Raw genomic sequence first — 4,259 nt, 5'->3', positions numbered from 1 at the left:
GAAGCGGCTGCCGTAGCCTCGCGAACCTGCCGCAGGGAACCGCTGCGCACGGCAGGCGGGACTTGGGGAGGGACAGCGCCGCAGTGGTCACGCGTGAGGAATGGGAACAGCGGGCGGCCTGCCGCGCGACCGACCCCGACGAACTCTTCGTCGAAGGGGCTGCGCAGAACAGGGCCAAGGCCGTCTGCAACGGATGCCCCGTGCGCACCGAGTGCCTCTCCTACGCCCTCGACAGCCGTATCGAGCACGGCATTTGGGGCGGGATGACCGAGAGGGAACGCCGGGGGCTGCTCCGCCGACGCCCGACCGTGACGTCGTGGCGCCAACTCCTTGAGGCCGCGCGGGCGGCGCACGACCAGGGCGACATCCAGCTGGGCCTTCAGGAGCCCCTCACCGAAACCGGCTGAGCGCCGGCCGGAGCCGGCAACCCTCTTAGGCTGAGACGGTGTGCGGCGGACGGGTCCGAAGCGTGCGCAGTACGTCGAGAGCAGCATGGGCGTCTCCCAGCGCGCGGTGGTGTCCGCCGAGGCGCCGTCGAGACGTGGTCCGCAACCAGGTCGAGCGCCGCCGCATCAGGCAGTCCCACGAGTCCGCCAGGCGCAACCGGCCCGGATCCGCTCCGACGGCGCGGGCATGGCCCACCGTCATCCGCTCGTCGAAGCGGGAGTTGTAGGCCAACACTGTCCGGTCTCCGATGGCGTTCAGCACCCGGGGCAGGATCCGCTCCCACGGCTCCGCCTGGGCCACCATGCTGTCCGTGATGCCGTGCACGGCCCGCGCCGCGGCCGCGATGCGCACGCCAGCTCCCGGGTGCACCAGGGTGTCGATGAGTACGGCTCCATCGTGCGCGTCCACGACCGCAACCTCCAACACGCGGTCATCCGGCCCCAGCCCGGTGGTCTCCACGTCAAGGACGCACGCCGCGCCGGGCTGGAGCATCCGATGCGCCCAGTGCAGGGTCTGCCCCACCGGCCCGAGCAGGACTAGCCGGCGGGCATCCACGGCGCGCAGCAGCCGGGTTGGCAGGAGCTCGGTGACGGCCGCGCGGTCCGGGCCGCCGTCTTGCCGCGGCTCCCAGTCGAGAGTCCACCGGTCAGCCGCCCGGCTGAACCTGACCCACGCGTCGACGCCGTCGGCCCGCAGTTGTTCGCACGTGCTCTCCACCAGCGCCGCCCGTTCCCCTGCGGGGCCCGCAAGCTCGCGCCAGGGTGAGGGACGCCGGCTGTCGGCGGCCCGGGCCTGCTCCCATTCGAGCGGCTGCAGCGCGGCGGCGGTGAGCGTGGCGACAGAGAACCGAGGGGCGCCCGCAAGGGTGCGACCAGATGGAGTGACAAGCCCGGCCTCCACGAGAAAGTCGAGCTCGCGTCGGCGGATGCCCAGCCACCGGGCGGACTGATCGGGCCCCAACACCCCCTCGCCGCGCCCCGCCGCCGCAGGGTCATCGTGGGCGCTGAGCAGCTCCCCCATGGGAGCGCCAGTCTGCGCCGAGACGGCGCAGCGTGTCTGCGGCGCGGACTCACCTCGGCCAGAGAGCTGCTCCGGTGTGCCGGCAGCGACAGCCGCCGGCGTGTTCTCCTGCATTGCCGTGTCCTCCCTGATTGTCCGGCGATGCCCAGGATGCCAACCGCCACTGACACCGCCCGTCCAGGCCGCCGCGTGCACGGAGGCGGCGGGGTTCCGCAACCGGGAGGCGGCGGACTCCGCGCGGGCGGCACAACAACTCCGAGTGACACGTAAAACTTGACTCAAGCCTCAAAGTGACGGTATATTATATGTGTCATCGGGGCCTCGCCTCCGATGCTCTTGTGACCTTCGAGAACGGACGTGAATGGCCACATCGACCGTCCAGGGCTACGGCTGGGAACTCCAGAACAACACCACCCGAAGCGCCTTCTACCGCTTCCTGGTCTTCCTGGCCCCCGAACCGGCCCTCATCACCCTCTACGGACCCACCGGCGGGGCCGGCACCGCCACGGTAAAGCTCGTCGACTCGCCCGCAGACGTGCAGGTCGTCATCGACAAGGCCTGCAAGACCTGCGAGGAGAAGGAGAACGGCGACTACGAACTGTCCCGCGACTACACGCCGTTCGAGGTACCCGCCGAACTGGCTGTCCGCGGCGACTTCAAGGCCAACGCCCACGCCATCGCCACCTACTTCCGCGACAGCGCCAAGGAGCAGGGGACCGAACTCCCGAACGCTTCGCCCATCCCCTCCCCCTGACCGCATCCCCACGCCTGAGCAGGAGACCCGTGCACGCAGAGCGCATCAAGAGGAACCTCATGCAGGAAGCGGCCCGCGCCAACGCACGTCCCAAGCGCTCGCCCAAGCCGAGCCCCAGCGCCCCAGCCGCACCGCACATCGCGCCGATCGGCCCCCAGATGCGGCCGAACGGGCAGACCTACCAGCCCCGGCTCCTAGGCGGCATGGAAGACATGGCCTTCCTCCGGGACGCCCGCGACCACACCGAGCACGTCCTGATGACGGGACCCCCCGGCAGCGGGAAGACCGCACTGGCCGAAGCCGCGTTCGTCATGGACGCCCGGCCCGGCCAGCCGGGCCTGGAGACGATCGTGGGCACCGCCGACACCACCGAGGCCGACTTCCTCGGCACCTTCGTCCAGGACCCCGTCACCGGCACCTTCGAGTGGCTGCCCGGACCGCTGATGCGCAGCGTCCTGAACGACATCCCCCTTCTCGTCGACGAGGTCGCCCTCATCGACCCGAGGGTCCTGACCGTCCTGTACGCCCTCATGGACGGCCGCGGCGAGCTGCGCATCCCCATGAACCCCTCACTCGACCCCATCAAGGTCGGCCCCGGCTGGTTCGTCATCGGCGCCTGCAACCCCGACGTCCCCGGCGCGCATCTCAGCGACGCCCTCCTGTCCCGCTTCCACCACCACTTCGAGATCACGACCGACTGGGACCTCGCCGCCGACATGGGCGTGCCGATGGACCTCATCACCGTGATCAAGAACCTGGAGACCCGCAAGGGCCAGCAGACCTACGAAGGCTGGATCCCACAGATGCGCGACGCTCTCGCCTTCTCCGAGGCCGCCCGCCGCTACGGCACCGCCTTCGCGGTCAACAGCCTTCTGCGCAAGTGCCCCGCCGCCGACCGCGAAGACCTGGGCAAGGCCCTGAAGTCGAAGAGCGACTTCGCCGACGCCGCACCCCTCGCCCTCGGCGCACGCGTCGCAGGGAGCCACCGTTGACCACCCCGCCGACCCACGACACGCTCGGCGCCGACCTCTCGCGCGCCCGCGCGGCGCTCGGCCGCCGCCTGGGCGCCATCATCAACGAACTGGCCGACCGCGACGACGTCCTGCTCGACATGATCTGGGACTCCACCGGCAGCCCCGCGCCGGCGTGGTTCGACCCGGCAACCGCCTGGGTCACGATCAACGGCGGAGCCGCGCTCGATCCCGACACCCACCCGGACGAGGTCGACCCCCTCACCGTCTCCGGACGCCACCGTCACCCCGTCATCATGGGGCTGGCCAGCCACGAAGCCAGCCACGCCCGCAGTACCCGCTGGCAGCACTGGCCGGACGGCGCTGGCCGTGCGGTCGTGCGCGCCGCCGTCCTCCTGGAGGAACCCCGCATCGAAGGCCGCCAGTTGGCCGTCCGGCCGGACGACCGGGTCTTCCTGCGGGCGTCCGCCCGCCACATCAACCTGCCCGCCTCGGCCCCGACCGCACCGATCGCCAACCGGTGGCGGGCTGCCACGGCCGCCGCCCTCCTCCTGGCCCGCGCAGACGCGGGAGTGCTGACCGCCAAGGAAGTCGCGCCGGTGCGCGCGGAGATCTCCAAGGCCCTCGGTGCCACCGACCTGGCCAAGCTGCGGCGTCTGTGGCGCAGGGCCCTGAGCCTCGACGACGGCGACCAGCTCGGGCTGTACCGGGTCAGCCGCCAGTGGGTCCGGGTAGTGGGCGCCGACGAAGACGCCGACATGCCAGTCGTCGGCTGCGCCGCGGGAGAGCCGTCGGCCCCCGGTCCCTCCACGGCCGGGGATGATCCCCTCACCGCTGCCGCAGCGGCTGTCGCGGCGACGGTGTCCACGAACGCGCAGATCGCCACGGGCGCCCTGCCCGATCCCGAGGAAGAGGCCCGCGCCGCAGCCGCAGCCGCCCAGCGCGAAGCACAGGCACAGGCGGAGGAGGCCGCCCGGCAGACGGCCCGGGATGCCGCACAACGGGTCTTCGGGGCGCCCGCGCCCTCTTCCCGTCGCCGCCCCCCGCGCAGCCCGGTCAGCGGGCGG

The 4,259-nt window shown here is 71.8% G+C and carries 4 protein-coding genes and 1 pseudogene; 4 read left to right on the top strand and 1 reads right to left on the bottom strand.

The annotated features are described in order from the left end of the window. The first annotated feature begins 26 nt into the window (after positions 1-26). Entirely contained in the window at positions 27-407 is a 381-nt protein-coding gene (locus GA0115259_RS29335) for a WhiB family transcriptional regulator (RefSeq protein WP_370748654.1), read from the top strand. Between the two features lie 25 nt (positions 408-432). Here the strand turns inward: GA0115259_RS29335 and GA0115259_RS29330 are convergent, their stop codons facing one another. Further along, complete coding sequence (locus GA0115259_RS29330; RefSeq protein ID WP_093602622.1) at positions 433-1,581, bottom strand: 3'-5' exonuclease; 1,149 nt, start codon at positions 1,579-1,581, stop codon at positions 433-435. A gap of 247 nt (positions 1,582-1,828) precedes the next feature. Between GA0115259_RS29330 and GA0115259_RS29325 the strand changes: the two genes are divergently transcribed. From GA0115259_RS29325 to GA0115259_RS29315, 3 genes and pseudogenes are all read left to right on the top strand, one after another. Beyond that, entirely contained in the window at positions 1,829-2,221 is a 393-nt protein-coding gene (locus tag GA0115259_RS29325; RefSeq protein ID WP_093602620.1) for a hypothetical protein, read from the top strand. A 29-nt stretch (positions 2,222-2,250) separates the two neighbouring features. Next, positions 2,251-3,213 carry an AAA family ATPase gene (locus GA0115259_RS29320; RefSeq protein WP_093602618.1) on the top strand — a complete coding sequence of 321 codons (963 nt, stop codon included), beginning with the start codon at positions 2,251-2,253 and terminating at the stop codon, positions 3,211-3,213. Continuing rightward, a pseudogene (locus GA0115259_RS29315) lies at positions 3,210-4,259 on the top strand (hypothetical protein); the annotation flags it as partial. The gene GA0115259_RS29320 and the pseudogene GA0115259_RS29315, both read left to right, overlap by 4 nt.

This window comes from Streptomyces sp. MnatMP-M17, assembly GCF_900091995.1.
Taxonomy (GTDB): domain Bacteria; phylum Actinomycetota; class Actinomycetes; order Streptomycetales; family Streptomycetaceae; genus Streptomyces.
Note: the sequence above shows the minus strand (reverse complement) of the source record. Positions and strands in the feature narration are given on the sequence as shown.